This is a genomic window from Bacteroidota bacterium (assembly GCA_016194975.1).
Lineage (GTDB): Bacteria > Bacteroidota > Bacteroidia > Palsa-965 > Palsa-965.
Genome location: JACQAM010000006.1, coordinates 68435 through 84390 on the forward strand (window position 1 = coordinate 68435; position 15956 = coordinate 84390).

Here is a 15956-nt window from a genome sequence, read left to right on the forward strand (position 1 = left end):
TCTTTGCTATCCTTTTTAATATAATTCAGGTGGCCCTAATCAAATCAATTTCCGGAATCCGAGGTACGATCGGCGGAGATCCCGGCGACGGATTGAGTCCAGTCGACATTGTAAAATTCTCTGCTGCATTCGGCATGTGGACTAAAAAAAGATCAGGTAAAAAAAAATGCAGAATAGTTGTGGGTCGCGATGCGCGCATTTCCGGCGACATGGTAAATCGCCTTGTGACCGGAACATTTTGCGGGCTGGGAATTGATGTCGTGGATATCGGGTTGAGTACAACGCCCACAGTAGAAATGGCAGTTCCCAATGAAAAAGCCGCCGGCGGAATCATACTTACTGCGAGCCATAATCCCAAACAATGGAATGCGTTGAAATTACTGAATGAAAAAGGAGAATTCATTTCTGCTGCCGACGGGGAAGAGGTGCTTGGAATTGCCGCTGCAGAAAAATATTTTTTTGCGGAAGTAGGGAATCTCGGAAAAGTGGAAACCAACAACGATTATTTTCAATTTCACATTGAGAAAATTCTCGCGCTCCCGCTTGTGGATGTAAAAGCGATCACTGAAAAAAAATTCCGCGTGGCGATCGATGCGGTGAATTCCACAGGAGGAATAGTTGTTCCCATGTTGTTGAATGCGCTCGGGGTAGAAGACATCACAAAAATTCACTGCGACCCTACCGGTGATTTTGCTCACAATCCTGAACCGCTTCCTGAAAATCTGCGTGACATTTCAAAAACGGTTACCAAAAGCAAATCGCATCTTGGAATTGTTGTAGATCCCGATGTGGACCGATTGGCTTTGGTTTGCGAAGACGGGGAAATGTTCGGCGAAGAATATACACTTGTTGCAATCGCTGATTTTGTTCTGAAAAATAAAAAAGGGAATACTGTTTCCAATTTATCTTCCACGCGCGCATTGCGTGATGTGACGGAAAAAGCGGGAGGAAAATATTTTGCTTCAGCAGTGGGCGAGGTGAATGTGGTGGAAATGATGAAGGCCAATCACGCCGTCATCGGAGGGGAAGGAAACGGTGGTGTAATTTATCCTGAATTGCATTATGGCCGCGATGCACTTGCCGGCATTGCATTATTCCTCACACATCTTGCAAAATTCGGAAAGAGCTGTTCTATGTTGCGTGCGTCTTATCCCGATTATTATATTTCAAAAAATAAAATCGAATTGACCCCCGAAGTGAACGTCGATGAAATTCTTTCCGGGATAAAAACAAAATACAAGAAGCATCCGGTCGATCTTGTGGACGGAGTGAAAATTGAATTTGATAAAGAGTGGGTTCATCTCCGCCGATCGAATACAGAACCTATCATCCGCATTTATTCCGAGAGTGAATCGGAAACCACTGCACAGAATCTCGCGAAGAAGATCATTGCAGATATCAAAGAACTGATCAAAGCGCAGCAGGCATAGATCCAAAATTTGAAATTTGAAGATTGATTAATCGCGGCGGGATCAATTTAAAATCATAAATGGTCAATATTGAATCTCCGGATCTTCAAATGATCGAATTTAGAATTTTCGAATTCCCTACCTTTGTATTTCATCGAATCTCCACCGTATGAAAGCCTATCTCGATAACGCCGCAACCACACCGCTCGATAAGGAAGTGCTCGAAGCCATGCTTCCGCTCATGAACGAACATTTCGGAAATCCCTCTTCCATACACGCATGGGGCAGGCAAACGCGCGCTACGCTTGAGCAGGCGCGTAAAACTGTGGCACGATTACTCAACTGTTCTCCTTCTGAAATATTTTTCACTTCGGGAGGAACTGAAGCCGACAATATGGCGATCCGCTGTTCGATGGAAGGAATGGGAATAAAACATGCAGTGACTTCTCCAATAGAACATCACGCCGTGTTGCACACCCTGGAGGCGATGGCCGACAAAGGCCTCATCAAACTTTCATTGGTGAAACTGGCGGAGAACGGGCACATTGATCTTGCTGATCTTGAAAATATCCTGAAGAATAATGAACGCTCTTTTGTTTCGCTCATGCATGCTAACAACGAGATCGGAAATCTTTTACCGATAAAAAAAGCGGGCGAACTCTGCAGGAAATACAATGCAGTTTTTCATTCCGATACGGTGCAGACCATTGCACATTACAACATCGACCTGAAAGATGTTCATGTTGATTTTCTGAATTGCGCGGCGCATAAATTTCACGGACCGAAGGGTGTTGGTTTCATTTACATCAATAGTGAAATTCATGTTTCACCACTCATCGTCGGTGGCGCGCAGGAACGCAACATGCGCGGGGGAACTGAAAATGTTTACGGAATCGTTGGACTTGCAAAAGCCATGGAGATCGCTTACCGTGATCTTGCAAAAACGCAGGAATATATTCTCGGTTTGAAAAATTACATGATCGCGCAATTAGAAAAAAATCTTCCCGGGGTGAAATTCAACGGCGATGCAAAAGGAAGTTCGCTCTACACGGTGCTCAATGTTTGTCTTCCACCTACCGACAATGCAGAAATGCTTGTTTTCAATCTCGACATTAACGGAATTGCAGCATCGGCCGGAAGTGCATGTTCTTCGGGCAGCAATGTGGGTTCGCACGTGCTGCGCGCAATAGGAACAGATATGTCGCGCCCTTCCGTGCGTTTCTCTTTCAGCAAATACAATACAAAAGAAGAAATAGATTACACCGTTTCTAAACTGAAAGAATTATTTCCTGTCGCGGCAATGAAATAGTTTTTGCTTTCCAGAAATAAAAAAATAAAAAGGTTCTTCGAAATGAAGAACCTTTTTTTCTGAGCCAACTGTCGGAATTGAACCGACGACCTGCTCATTACGAATGAGCTGCTCTACCCCTGAGCTAAGTTGGCCGGTTTGCGGCTGCAAAAATAAACTTTATTCGAGAACAGATCGCAAATCGTCTATTAGGGTAGTGTATTAGTTTGGATTTTGACAATATTTTCAGTTTGAAACTTAGTGTCTTTGTGGCATCGCTAAATTTCATTGATAACAAAACAATTTTTATCTGGAAAATACTTACGAGGCCACAAAGTCACAAAGGCTCAAAGAAATATCAAAAATTTCAAACTGACCCACTATCCTATTAGCTGTTATTCCGGAAACGGCACGATTATTTCTTATTTTTTGAAAATGAAATGTGGATGATTTTTTCCGCCATTGGATTATTACCGGAGGGTAATTGATTTTTTTTGCTGATCATTTCACGGGCATTCTTCATTCAAATTATTTTCTTCACTTACTTCATCTGTATTTCAATTTCTACCCCCGTTGTTAATATTTTCCTGTGCCGATGTAAGGAATTCATCGATTTTGTATGAAACCCCGGCCAACCTTCCTTTTTCATAAGCGTAAAACAATCTACACTGTGCTGACTCCCTATCCTTGTAACCCCCAATGCAGGAGAATCTTTTTAACCTCAGCTTCGACCGGTGGGAACTGTTGCTCGGTTCTTTACTACCTGCATTGATCAATGCAGCCATTTTCATTTATGCTTCTTTTTTCCTTCCGCGTAACAGAACCAATTATTCTTTTTCCCTCTTTGTAATTATGCTGGCTATCGGACAAATGTCTGATGGACTTATGAGAATGAGCAATTCGCACGAAACTGCTTTGGAATGGTGCCGGCTCTCACTTGCCTGCTGGGTGTTTACCATTCCATTCGGACTTTTATTTGTGCTGTATTTTACCGGCTTGTACAAAAAATTAAATGTGCGTGTCATTAATTTTTTTCTTTTCACACCACCGGTACTTCTTGAATTGCTCATCATGGCACGATTTGATTCGTTTCGGGTAGTAAAGTCTTCAACCTGGAACTGGATCGCAAATCCTGAACCGTCATTGGTGGATAACACGATTTTTATCTGGCTGAGCGTAACTGCACTTCTGATGATGAGCATTCTCTGGTTTTCTTATTTTAAACTTCCAAAAGATATGCTGAAGAAAAAGCAGGCGCTTCTGCTTGCAGGCGGAATGACATTGCCGGTGCTCGGAGGAATTATTGCTGAAGTTATTTTTCCAATGGTTTTGAAAATGGATGATATCCCCATCACCACTCCGCTGGTTACTTTATTCTCCATTTCTTCGCTTATAGCAATCACAAAATTCAACCTGCTTGATTATTCTCCGAAACACCAGTGGGGACAGATCGTGGAAAGTATGAATGAAGGCATACTGATCGTGAATAACGAAGACCGGATCATGTATGCAAATAAAATGTTTTGTACCACTTTAGAATATGAATTAGGTGAACTCAAAGGGAAAGGAGCCAGTGATCTTTTGCTGTCAACCCCGGAGCAGAAAGAACAGGTGAAAAAAGCAATTGCCGAGCGGCTGGAAAAAAAATCAGGCAAGTACGAAATTCAGCTTACAACAAAAAGCGGGAAAAAAATATGGGTGCTCATAAATGGTTCACCTTACCTGGACCGGAACGGAAAAGTGATCGGATCGATAGGATTGCAAACCAATATCACTCACCTGAAAGAAACTGATCTTGTATTACGGCAAAGTGAATCGCGATTGAAACAGGCGCAATCGATTTCGCACATCGGAAGTTGGGAAGTGAATCTGGCATCAGGAAAAGTTCTATGGTCAGATGAGGCGTGCCGCATTCACGGACTTTCACCGGAAGAAAACGAACACACTGTTGAATCGTGGCTTTCGTTCATTCACCCCGATGATCTTGATTTTGTGAAAGAGGAAATTAAAAAATCAAAATCCGAATTTAAAGGCGCATCTTTTTTTCATCGCATCGTTCATAAGGACGGAACAGTAAAACACATTCATTCGGAAAGCAGGTTCGAATTCGGCCCCGATGGAAAACCTATTGGCCTTCATGGTTTGTGTCATGATGTAACCGATAGAAAAAAAGTGCAGGATTCTCTTTCGGAAAGCGAACAACGCATGCGCACTTTTATTAATGAATCTTTGATGAGTATTTATTTTGTTGACCCGGAAACAAAAAGGATCATTTATGCGAATCCTTCTTTTTTACAATTACTCGGCTATTCGAAAGAAGAGATTGATTCCGTAAACATTTATGAATTCGTAAATCATTCAAAAGAAAATATCGACGGACGCATTTCTGAAACACTGAAAGGGAAAAAAGTCTCTCTCGGTGAACGTGAATGGAAATCAAAAGCCGGCCGCATCATTCATGTTATTGTCAGCACTTTTTACCAGAATATGAATGGTGAAGAAATTATTTATGTGGCTGCGCAGGATATCTCGGAAAGAAAAAAAATGGAAGTAGATCTGAAGACGACCAATAATGAACTCGAAACATTTATTTATAAAGCATCGCACGATCTGAGAGGACCGCTGACTTCCATTCTCGGCCTTGTAATTCTTGGTAAACGCGAATCGAAAGATGAAACACAAATTAAAATGTTCGATTATATAGGCACGAAAGCCAAAGCGCTCGATTCCACGCTTACCGATCTGTTGAAACTGATGCATATTAAAAATGTGGACATCGAGAAAGAAATGATCGACATTGAAAGAATGATAGCCAACATTATTGGGGAATTGAAATTCATGCCGGAATTTTCCCGCATCAATATCAGTACCAGCGTTCAACTGCCCGGTCATTTCACTTCCAATAAAGTTATTCTTGAAACCATTTTTCAGAACCTGATCAGCAACGCGATAAAATACCAGGATGTACGTAACGAGGATCCATTCCTGAAGATCAGTATTTTTAAAAATGGCAGCGGAACAAAATTTGTTTTCAGCGATAATGGCATCGGCATAAATGAAGCTATTCAGCCAAAAGTTTTTGATATGTATTTCCGCGGAACACAGGTATCGAAAGGATCAGGGCTCGGACTTTACCTCGTGAAAAAAGGTGTGGAAAAGCTGAATGGAAGTATTGAATACAGCAGTATAGAGGGGATAGGAACTACGTTTACGGTTATCCTGTAATAACAAAGGAACAAATTCCCTGTCTGCGGCGGGCAGGCAAATCACAAACTATGGAAACCAACGCACAAGACTGCTTCTCCCGAATAAATTCGGGATCGCAGTGACCTGCGCTCTGCTTTGTTGCAATTTGTAATTTGTTTTTCACTTTAATTCTCCCAATGCACTTTTCATTCCCATTGCTCTTCTCCACGCAGCAAGTTGGCCGAGATGCATCGCATAATGATTTACACAGAGAAACATGATGCGGTCGAGATAAGTGGGAAGAAAAGAAGAAAATCTCCACTGAAAATTCTCGTTTAGTTTTTTCTTATCCATTTTCATGAGGATGCTGATCAACCGTTCATGCTGGATCTTCAACTCGCGGAGTAGTTCTGCTTTCGAAGGATAAACTTTTGCATCCGGGTTGGGCAATGAAGGATCGCCGGGGCCTGTGCGCTGAAAAATTTCTTTCCATCCATCGGGTAGAATGAATTGGCCGGTAAGATTATTCACAAGGTTTGCACATGCGGTTACAAGATGCCCGAGTGTGAACGCAGGATGATTATCAAGGCCCGCTGACGGTTTGATCGCCATCTGTTCATCAGAAACATCTTCAACCAGTTTATTCGCATAAGCGAAATTGAAATCGAGATTATGAATTATTTCACTGACCATTTTTTATCCGGTTAAACTATTTTTGTTCTGAGCTGAAGAAGAGAATAAATTTTTTCTGCTTTGTATTCCATCACTTCGCCGGGCTGCATTTTTCCCAGTGAAAGTTTTTCAATATGCACACGCACTAATCGCAAGGTAGGAAATCCGGCTGCAGCCGTCATGTGCCGCACCTGGCGGTTTTTTCCTTCGAGCAAAGTGAGACTGATCCATGAAGTGGGAATATTTTTTCTGAAACGAACCGGGGGAACGCGCGGTGGAAGTGAAGGATCATCAATTCGTTTTGCTTTTGCGGGAAGTGTAGTGTATTTTTTTCCTTCCGATTTTACCTGCACTCCATGGCAGAGTTTTTCTATTGCTTCATCGGTGATCGCTCCATCCACCTGAACGTAATATTCGCGCAGATGTTTTTTCCCGGGATCAAGCAATTCGTAATTCAGCTTTTTGTCATTGGTGAGGATCAATAATCCTTCGCTGTCGGAATCGAGTCGCCCCACGGGATAACAACCTTTCGGAAAATCAAATAAACTTCCGAGCGCCGGTTTATTTCCTTCCGGCGTAAACTGGGAAAGCATTCCATAAGGTTTGTAAATGACGAAATAGGAAAACATTAGAGTTTATATCGATTAAGAGTTGTATAACAATGATTGCAAGTGCTCCATTATTAAAAACTGAGCATTTGCAAGGTATTCCCGATGCTCAGTCTGATTCATTTGAATGTCAAAAAGTTTCCTGTTTCGCATTTAGTATCTTATTCGGAATAAACTCTATTTACCACAAGATAAAATTTATCTGTGAATCTGTATCTTTTCAGCCGGTAATCGATCAAATAAAAAAAAATGAATTCATCTCCGACTTCTCCTCCCGCTTTTAATTGGGATCTGTGGTACGCCGCAGTAGGAGGGAGGAGCATAAAAATTCCCGAAGCCGATGTGATCCTGAAAAATATAAAAGAAGGACAGTATGCGCGATTCGAAGGAGAAATTTCCCACGATCGTTATGTTTTCCGGAATTCAACAGAAGCTGCGCGGATGATAAAAATAAAAGCGAAAATGCTGGGCGCCGATGAAGTAGGAATTGCAGCGATCGAACCAACGGATATTTATCGTGGAAGAATGATCGATGAAAAATATGCGATTGTTGTCGGGCAAAAAATGTTGTGGAGAAATTTTCAGAAAGTTGCTTCGGAAGAATCCGCAATAGAATGCCTGAGAATTTACGAATCGCTCGGTGAAATTGTGATCGCGCTCGCGGAATACATACGTGCGCTCGGGTATGCGTGCCGTGTAGAACATCCGCTCGGTGATAGTGATGTGCTGCACATTCCGCTTGCACTCAAAGCAGGTTTCGGCGAGCTCGGCCGTCACGGTTCCATCATTCATCCGAAAATGGGGCCGCTGTTCCGCCTGGGAAGTGTGATCACTTCATTGGAAATGACAACTGATAAACCGATCGACGCCGGCATTGCAAAATTCTGTGATAGTTGTAAAGCGTGCAGAATTTATTGCCCCGCAAAAGCAATTCCCGATGAGCGCAGCCCTGAAGCGGGAAAAGATCATTTGGGAAACGACCGTTACATGGTGGACACCGGAAAATGTTTTCCTTATTTTGCAAAACATAATTACTGCAGCATCTGTTTGCCCGTGTGCGTGTATGCGCATAAAGAGTGGGCGAAAGATTTCGAAGGATTCAAAACAAAATTGTGGCCGGAATTGATAATGGAAAAACCGCCGGAAGAAGTAACGGGAATTCCGGCAGAGGAAAGGCATTGGTATAAAAAATTGTGATTTTAAAATTTCCTTTCAAATCAACAACCCATCATCTCTTTGTTACTGGCAATCGAAAAAAACAAATGACACTTTCATTCCATTTGTAATATTGAAGTGACGGCAGAAAAAGTCTGCCGGTAAATTTCAATACTGCAAAGCCATGAAAAAAACTTTTCGCGCTTTTTTTGCGGCGATGATTTTCGCCGCAGGCATTCAGGGAACATTTGCGCAAACCATTTATCCCGATTACGTGGACGGGGTTATTTATTTCAAAGTCTTTGACAACGCAAGTATCCAGATTAGTTTTACAAATCCTCCGCATGATCTTGCCATGATCATCAGCGCTTACCACGTCACCGACATCGAGAAAGCATTCAAAACTCCCGATCCTTCGCTACAGAATATCTACAAACTTTTTTTCACTGATATAAACCAGGTGGATAATCTTCTGAACGCAATGACATTTCTCGATTATGTTGAATATGCGGAGAAGGCCCCGCTTTATAATCTCAGTTACTCACCGAATGATTATAATGCGGGTACACAATGGGGATTGCATAAAATAAATGCACCACAGGCATGGGATATCTCTTCCGGATCTGCTGCGGTGAAGATCGCAATCGTTGATAACGCGGTAGATTACATGCATGAAGATTTATTTGGAAATGCGTGGACTAATCCCGGTGAAATTCCCGGCAACGGAATTGATGATGATCTCAATGGTTATGTAGATGATGTGCATGGATACGATGTTGCGGATAATGATAATGATCCGCTTCCACCTCCGGGAACGCTCAACAATGGTTATTTCATTCACGGAACACATTGCGCAGGAATTGCTTCGGCCACAAGTAATAATGGAATGGGAATTGCGTCCATCGGTTACCAGTCAAGTATCATTTCCGTGAAATGCGCTTCCAACTCCACTAATGGAGATGTGCTTACTGCTGCGTACGAAGGAGTGGACTACGCGATGTCTGCAGGGGCAAAAATTATTTCCATGTCATTCGGCAGCAACAACACAACGCTCACGTGGCAATATATTGTGGGCGCTGCGCAAGCGAGAGGGATTGTTCTTGTAGCTGCAGCGGGTAATGATAATTCTTCGAATGTATTTTATCCTGCGGCGTACGCTTATGTTATTGCGGTCGGCTCTACTGATCCCGATGATTCACGTTCTTATTTTTCAGATTACGGTTCGTGGATTGATGTAATGTCGCCGGGATCAGGAATACTCAGCACTTTACCGGAAGGAAATAATACTTACGGTTACCTGAGCGGAACTTCCATGGCTTGCCCGTTGGTTGCCGGACTTGTAAGTCTTGAGTATGCAGTGAATCCCGGATTTACAGAATCGCAGGCGGAGAATTTTCTAAAATCGGGATGCGATAACATTGATGCCATGAATTCATCTTACACCGGGCAATTAGGAGCGGGGAGGATCAATGCTTATTCCACTCTTGCTCTGGCCTCGGGAAACACAGGATTTGCTTCGGCAGGAATGAATCATTTCAGTATTTATCCCAATCCGGGTAATGGAGATTTTTATGTGGAGTTTCTTTCTGCAGCGCCTTCGCCGGTACTGATGCGGATCTACAATGAAGAAGGGGAGCTCGTAGCTTCACAAATGCTGAACAAAAGATATGTTGGCGACAGGACGGAAGTAGTAATGAAAGGAATGCTTGCTCCCGGCGAATACCTGGTGCGCTTCTCGATCGGCGAGGCCATGGTGGAAACCAAACGCATACTCATCATCGGGATGGACTAATAAAATAAAATAATTATATTTTCAATAATTACTGAAAGTTTAGAAATTTTGTGTAATTTGGCGACATGAAACTCAATGAAGCCAAAAAACAATTCATCAGTACCTGGGGACGTCTCGGTTCCGAATGGGGCATCAACCGTTCTATGGCGCAGGTGCATGCGCTGCTGCTCATCACAGACCGGCTCATCACCACCGAAGAAGTGATGGAATCGCTGAACATCTCGAGGGGAAATGCGAATATGAATCTGCGTGACCTCATCAACTGGACGCTGGTAAAAAAAGAACATGTGCCCGGAGAACGTATAGAATATTTCACTGCGGAAAAAGATATCTGGGAAATTGCGAAACGCATCGTGCGTGAACGCAAGCGCCGCGAGATCGGTCCCGTAGTGCGCGAACTGGAAGCGCTGAAGAAAGTGGAATACAAAGCCGGCGATCCCGAGGGAAAACGATTCGTGGAAACCGTGAACAGCATTCACAAATTTGCTTCGAAAATGGACACTTCGATGGATGCGCTGCTGAAAGCAGATGAGAATTGGTTTTTCGGAACACTGATGAAAGCATTCCGATGAAAGAAAAAAATAAATTCAGAAAAATAATTCTAGCCGGCGGCAGCGGTTATATGGGAACCGTGCTTGCCGATTTTTTCAGCGATAGATGCGATGAGATCGTGATATTGACGAGAAGAATAATTCCGCAGCGGAAAAATATCAGGACCGTTTCGTGGGATGCGAAAAGAGCGGGCGAATGGAAAAATGAAATCGAGAATTCAGATCTCGTCATTAATCTCACCGGGAAAAGTGTGAATTGCCGTTACAATAAAAAGAACCGCGAAGAGATCCTGGATTCAAGACTGAACGCTACCAATATTCTAGGGCAAGTGATCGCACAGTGTAAAAATCCGCCGCGCGTGTGGATCAATTGTGCTTCGGCAACTATTTATCGTCATGCAGAAGATCGCGCAATGGATGAAACTACCGGTGAGATCGGCAAAGGATTTTCAGTGGAAGTTTGTAAAGCGTGGGAAAAAACTTTTTTCGCACAGGAAACTCCGCGTACCAGAAAAGTTGCTTTGCGTGTGGGAATTGTGCTCGGACCGGATGACGGAGTTTTTCCGCGGCTTAAAAATCTTGTGCGATTCGGTTTGGGCGGACGCCACGGAAACGGACAGCAAAGATTTACGTGGATACACGAGCGCGATATGGCGCGTGTGATGGAATGGATAGTTGAAAATAAAAATGCGACAGGAATTTACAATTGCACAGCGCCGGATGTGCACATCAACAAGGACGCGATGAAGATCATCCGCGAAGAAATGAAAAAAAGTTTTGGATTGCCGGCGTTTACCTGGATGCTGACGATCGGCGCAATATTAATTGGTACTGAAACAGAACTTTTATTGAAAAGCCGCTGGGTTGTTCCCGCACGATTACTCAGCGAAGGATTCCGGTTCGAATTCCCACAGTTCCGTGAGGCCATACACAATATTGTAAAAGCGTCCAATCTGTAGTTATAAGACCATCATATTAGATCTTTTCATTGGTAAGCTTATGTCCTATAATTAATGTTATGTTAAATATAAATTTTAGCCATTTCTTCTGTCACCTGTAGCTTATCATGTTCAAGAGAAAGCGCAAAAAAAAGGACACTGTCTCCCTGACAATGTCCTTTCTAATTTTTTAATTCTTGAATTTATCCTCCGTTCGCTTGTAATTTTTTTATTTCTTCTTTTATGCGCGTGTAGTTTGCATCGTCACTCATCTGGCTATAACAATTCTTGAGCGCGATCAGGCAACTCATGTCTTTCGGATCGAGCGTGTGCGCTGTTTCAAGATATTTTGCGGCATCAGGCAATGGTTTTTCCCACATACCACGATATTTTGCTGCATCTGCAATTGTTGATGCGCTGCGGTTGTAATACTCTACTGACTGGTTGTAATATAACACACCCAGGTTGTAATTCGCTTCAAGCGATTTCGGATCAATGTCAATTGCTTTTTTGTAATACGTTGCTGCTTTATCCACGAGCTCCTCATAATTTTTTGGTTTAGGCGCATCTGTTCCATCTGCATTTTTCGGATTCGCCAGTCGATCATAAACATTTCCAACCACGAGATTCAACTGCGCATCATTCGGCCGTTGAGCAATGAGTGCGCTCAGTTCATCGATCGCTTCCTGATCTTTTCCCGCTTTCATTTTCATATTCACATCTTCCACGAGCAATGTTCCGTTGCCTGGATATTTTTTCAATCCATCACTGATCGTTTGTTTGTAATTGACGGTGTCGCCCATTTCTTTGTACACCGAAGCGATCTTTGCCCAGGTATCTCCTCCGCCGGAATTAGCAGCAGCAAGCAACTTGAAATTTTTCAGCGCCTGTTCATACATTTTCGAATTGAGTGCGGCATCGGCAGCGTTGTGCACATTCACTGTGTCAAACATTTTTGATGATGAAGAAATATCAATGGCCAGTTCAAACATCGGTTCCGACTCTGCATACATCTGGTGATTGAAACGTGTAATGCCTGCATTCTGCACATCGTTATAACAATCGCGCAAGCCCGGTCCGTAACAATCATCCTGGTACACCTGCAATTTTGCATCAAGCGTTTTACATTTCAGGTAGGAATTTGTTGCCTCCACAAGATTTGCAACCGGCGAAGCGAAAAATGCTTTAGCAGTTTTTTTCGGAGGTTCGGTAATTTCAGGATGAGCAGCAATTGTATCCGAAAGTTGTTTCTGGTAAAGCGCGAGATAAATATTTCCCCGGTAACCCCATGTTTTTGCATTGTCTTTTGTATCTGCATTGATGGTTGCTTTATCAATAGCAACTTTCGCTTTATTGAGATCATAAGGATCTTTTGATTTGCGATAAGTATTCAAAGCAGACCACGCATTGGTCACTTCGTTGGGTTGAGCAATTACTTCTGCAGTTCCTAATGAAAAGATAATTGCTAATGCGAAAAAACGTTTCATTGTTTTTTATTTTGATTTTATTTTCTTTTTATAATGACGGTTGAATGAAAAGAATTCCATAAAACTCAATCCTCACGTTCATTTTCAATATCCGTGCCATCATCATCCTGCTGATCGTCGGCATCGTCAGTTGATTCTTCTGTTTCCGGTTCCTGTTCATCGGCTGAATCCGCCATAGAAGTATCCACTGTTCCATCCACCTTCACATGCTCTACATCAGGATCTGATTCAACAACTGTCACTGCGCCGATATTGTCTCCCTCCTGCAATGTGATCAGTCGTACGCCTTGCGTAGCGCGTCCCATCACGCGCAGGTCAGCAACGCACATGCGAATGACAATTCCATTCGTGGAGATGATCATGAGATCATTTTCGTCCGTCACTGATTTTATGGAAATGAGTACGCCGGTTTTTTCCGTGATGTTGATCGTCTTCACTCCTTTTCCACCACGGCGTGTTTCGCGGTAATTATCCACATCCGAACGTTTTCCATAACCTTTTTCAGAAACAACAAGTACAGCCGGACGATTTGCCGGAGGCATGGAGATCATTCCGATTACTTCATCTTTTTCTCCGGCAAGTTTTATAGCGCGAACGCCGGAAGCATTTCTTCCCATCGCACGAAGCGTGATCACTTTTTCTTCGCCGCGCATTACGGATTGACTGAAGCGAACCACTTTTCCCATTCGTGATGCGATCATTAGCTGATCATCGTTGTTCACCAGGATTGCTTCCAGTAAAGTATCTCCATCGCGCACGTTGATGGCGTTGATGCCGTTAGCACGCGGGCGCGAATATGCTTCGAGCACCGTTTTCTTCACTGTGCCTTTTTTCGTGCAGAGAACAATGAAATTATTTTTGATGTATTCTTCTTCCGAAAGATTTTTCACGAGAATATAGGCGCGGATCTTATCGGCACTCGGGAGACTGAGCAGATTCTGGATCGCTCTTCCCTTCGAAGTTTTATTTCCTTCCGGAATTTCATAAGCGCGCAACCAGAAGCAGCGTCCCTGTTCGGTGAAGAATAAAAGATAGCCGTGCGTGTTGGCAACGAAAAGATGTTCAACAAAATCTTCATCACGCGTTGCCGATCCTCTTGAACCACGTCCTCCCCTATTCTGCGCTCTGTAATCCGAAAGCGGCGTGCGTTTGATGTAACCCATGTGAGAAATGGTCACCACTACATCTTCATCCACGATGAGATCTTCTATGCGTTGTTCGCCTGCGGTGTAAATAATTTCGGTTCTTCGCTCGTCGCCGTACTTTGTTTTTATTTCGCGCAATTCATCTTTGATAATTTCCATTCGCAGCGTTTCATCTTCCAGCACTTCTTTCAGGAATGAAATAAGTTTCATCAGGTCATCAAATTCTTCGCGAATCTTATCGCGCTCCAACCCGGTGAGTACCCGCAAACGCAATTCGAGAATAGCAGCCGACTGAATATCGGAAAGACTGAAACTGCTCATTAATTTTTCTTTCGCTTCATTCGGTGTTGAAGATTCGCGGATGATGCGGATCACTTCATCAAGATGATCGAGTGCAATGAGATAACCCTGTAGGATATGGGCACGTTTTTCTGCCTGTTCGAGATCGTATTTTGTTCGGCGTACAACAACTTCATGCCGGAAATCGACATAATGTCCGATAAGTTGTTTGAGATTAAGCAAATACGGGCGTCCTCCGACGAGCGCAATATTATTTACCGAGAACGAAGTCTGTAGCGCAGTGAACTTGTAAAGGTTATTGAGAACTACATTGGGAATAGAATCTTTTTTAAGATCGTAAACCACGCGCATTCCATCACGATCCGATTCGTCACGTAAGTCGGAAATTCCTTCCAGTTTTTTCTCATTGATAAGATCGGCAGTTGCTTTGATCATTTGCCATTTGTTCACGAGATATGGAATTTCAGTGACAATAATTTTTTCTTTTCCTCCTTCTGTTTCTATATGCGCTTTTGCGCGGAGCACAACTTTTCCTCTTCCGGTTTCCAACGCTTCTTTCACTCCGCTGTATCCGTAAATACTTCCACCGGTTGGAAAATCGGGCGCCTTCACATGTTTGATCAATCCCTCAATGGAGATCTCACGATTGTCGATGTATGCAATGGTGGCGTCAATAACTTCTGATAAATTATGCGGAGGCATATTCGTTGCCATTCCTACAGCAATTCCGGAAGCGCCATTCACCAATAAATTCGGAATTCTCGAAGGAAGAACAGTTGGCTCCTCAAGTGAATCATCGAAATTCGGACGGAAGTCGACGGTATTCTTCTCAATGTCGGAAAGCATTTCTTCCGCAATTTTTCTCAGTCGCGCTTCGGTATAACGCATCGCTGCCGGAGGATCTCCATCTACAGAGCCGAAATTTCCCTGTCCGTCAACGAGCGGATAACGCAGACTCCATTCCTGCGCCATTCGCACCATGGTATCATAAACTGAACTATCGCCGTGCGGATGATATTTACCGAGGACTTCACCAACGATACGCGCCGATTTTTTATAGGGCCTGTTGGAAAGCACGCCCAGGTCAAGCATTCCGAATAAAACGCGGCGGTGTACCGGCTTCAATCCATCTCGTACGTCCGGTAGCGCGCGGGAAACGATCACTGACATCGAATAATCGATGTAAGCAGTTTTCATTTCATTTTCTATGTTGATCGGGATGATCTTTTCGCCTTCAGCCATGTCTTAATGTCACTGTTTCAGTTTAGCACGTTTCTTGCATAATTCATTGGAGAAAACGTGTGTTAATCAGGAGCCCGAAAGTACCGAAAATCACTTGAAAAACGAGGCCATTTACGCTCTTATTATTAACATTTTCACGTGAATAAAAACGAGATGAAAAGCCCTCGTCGGGAGTGATTGTAG

Annotated in this window: 11 protein-coding genes and 1 tRNA gene; 7 read left to right on the plus strand and 5 right to left on the minus strand. The window is 43.2% G+C overall.

The window, feature by feature from the left end:
- Positions 1-29: 29 nt before the first annotated feature.
- Both glmM and HY064_03970 read left to right on the plus strand, forming a co-directional pair.
- Positions 30-1430 carry a phosphoglucosamine mutase gene (gene glmM, locus HY064_03965; protein ID MBI3509796.1) on the plus strand — a complete coding sequence of 467 codons (1401 nt, stop codon included), beginning with the start codon at positions 30-32 and terminating at the stop codon, positions 1428-1430.
- Between the two features lie 148 nt (positions 1431-1578).
- Positions 1579-2718, plus strand: coding sequence for a cysteine desulfurase (locus tag HY064_03970; protein ID MBI3509797.1), 1140 nt, complete (start codon positions 1579-1581; stop codon positions 2716-2718).
- Positions 2719-2780: 62 nt separating this feature from the next.
- Here the strand turns inward: HY064_03970 and HY064_03975 are convergent.
- Positions 2781-2852, minus strand: a tRNA-Thr gene (locus HY064_03975).
- 544 nt (positions 2853-3396) lie between these two features.
- On the opposite strand from HY064_03975, the gene HY064_03980 reads away from it, so the two are divergent.
- Positions 3397-5922 (plus strand): PAS domain S-box protein, encoded by a 2526-nt coding sequence (locus HY064_03980; GenBank protein MBI3509798.1) that lies wholly within the window; start codon positions 3397-3399, stop codon positions 5920-5922.
- Positions 5923-6063: 141 nt separating this feature from the next.
- On the opposite strand, the gene HY064_03985 is transcribed toward HY064_03980, so the two are convergent.
- Together HY064_03985 and HY064_03990 are read right to left on the minus strand one after the other, a co-directional pair.
- The gene (locus HY064_03985) at positions 6064-6576 is read right to left on the minus strand and encodes a DinB family protein (GenBank protein ID MBI3509799.1); all 513 of its coding nucleotides are present in this window, start codon (positions 6574-6576) and stop codon (positions 6064-6066) included.
- Positions 6577-6587: 11 nt separating this feature from the next.
- Positions 6588-7184: a pseudouridine synthase gene (locus HY064_03990; GenBank protein ID MBI3509800.1), complete on the minus strand. Its 597-nt coding sequence runs from the start codon at positions 7182-7184 to the stop codon at positions 6588-6590.
- A gap of 228 nt (positions 7185-7412) precedes the next feature.
- Here HY064_03990 and HY064_03995 point away from each other — a divergent pair, with 228 nt between their 5' ends.
- The 4 genes from HY064_03995 (at position 7413) to HY064_04010 (ending at position 11620) form a co-directional block, all read left to right on the plus strand.
- Positions 7413-8360 (plus strand): hypothetical protein, encoded by a 948-nt coding sequence (locus HY064_03995; protein ID MBI3509801.1) that lies wholly within the window; start codon positions 7413-7415, stop codon positions 8358-8360.
- Between the two features lie 142 nt (positions 8361-8502).
- Entirely contained in the window at positions 8503-10110 is a 1608-nt protein-coding gene (locus HY064_04000) for a S8 family peptidase (GenBank protein ID MBI3509802.1), read from the plus strand.
- A gap of 65 nt (positions 10111-10175) precedes the next feature.
- A complete protein-coding gene (locus tag HY064_04005) occupies positions 10176-10682 on the plus strand; it encodes a transcriptional regulator (protein ID MBI3509803.1) in 507 nt (168 codons plus the stop codon).
- A complete protein-coding gene (locus HY064_04010; GenBank protein ID MBI3509804.1) occupies positions 10679-11620 on the plus strand; it encodes a TIGR01777 family protein in 942 nt (313 codons plus the stop codon). Before HY064_04005 ends, HY064_04010 begins: the two co-directional genes overlap by 4 nt.
- A 182-nt stretch (positions 11621-11802) precedes the next feature.
- On the opposite strand, the gene HY064_04015 is transcribed toward HY064_04010, so the two are convergent.
- Together HY064_04015 and gyrA are read right to left on the minus strand one after the other, a co-directional pair.
- Positions 11803-13086 (minus strand): tetratricopeptide repeat protein, encoded by a 1284-nt coding sequence (locus tag HY064_04015; protein MBI3509805.1) that lies wholly within the window; start codon positions 13084-13086, stop codon positions 11803-11805.
- Between the two features lie 65 nt (positions 13087-13151).
- Positions 13152-15773, minus strand: coding sequence for a DNA gyrase subunit A (gene gyrA, locus HY064_04020; GenBank protein ID MBI3509806.1), 2622 nt, complete (start codon positions 15771-15773; stop codon positions 13152-13154).
- Positions 15774-15956: the final 183 nt, after the last annotated feature.